Consider the following 620-nt stretch of genomic DNA (forward strand, 5'->3'; position numbering starts at 1 on the left):
GCACCCGTCCGCGCAYCGGCGACTTGACCTGCGACTTGGCGACCTTGTCGGTCAGCGCGACCGCGCCCTCGTTCAGCGCGTTCAGCTTGCCGGCCACCTCGGCCAGTTCCTTGCGCGCCTCGTTGCGAAAGCCGATCTCGGTCTCCTGGCTCTTGCGCTGCGCCTCGCCTATGGCCGCCTGCACGCGCGCGATCTGCGCGCTGGCCTGCTCGGAATCGCCGCGCGAGCGCGCCACCTCGCGTTCGAGCCGCAGGATGTCGACCTCCGACACCGCGCCGCTCGCCAGCAGCGGCCGCGTCTTCCCGAGCTCCTGCTGGCCGAACTCGAGCCCGCGGTCGGCGGCTGYCTTGCGGGCGCGCATCTCGGTCAGCTCCTGCTGGCGCTGCTGCAGCTGCTGGTGGTTGATCGACAGCAGCGTCTCCAGCTCGGAGCGCTTGGCCTCGTACAGCTGACGCTCGCCGAGCAGGATGCGCTGCTCGTCCGGGTCTGCCGAGGTGGGCGGTGTGAAGACCGAGCCGTCGGCCAGCGCCTGCAGCCGTGCCTGGCGGGCCTTCAGCGCGAGGCCGGTGGCGGCGCTCTCGCGCACGCCCGATGTCGCGCGCGTTTCGTCGATCTTCAGC

1 protein-coding gene is annotated in these 620 nt (G+C 71.7%); it reads right to left on the reverse strand.

What is annotated here, in order from left to right:
• A partial coding sequence (locus AC1D15_RS36085; protein ID WP_477829868.1) for an HlyD family secretion protein occupies positions 1–620 on the reverse strand: 620 nt, incomplete at both ends.

The organism is Rhizobacter sp. P2_H2 (assembly GCF_056403375.1).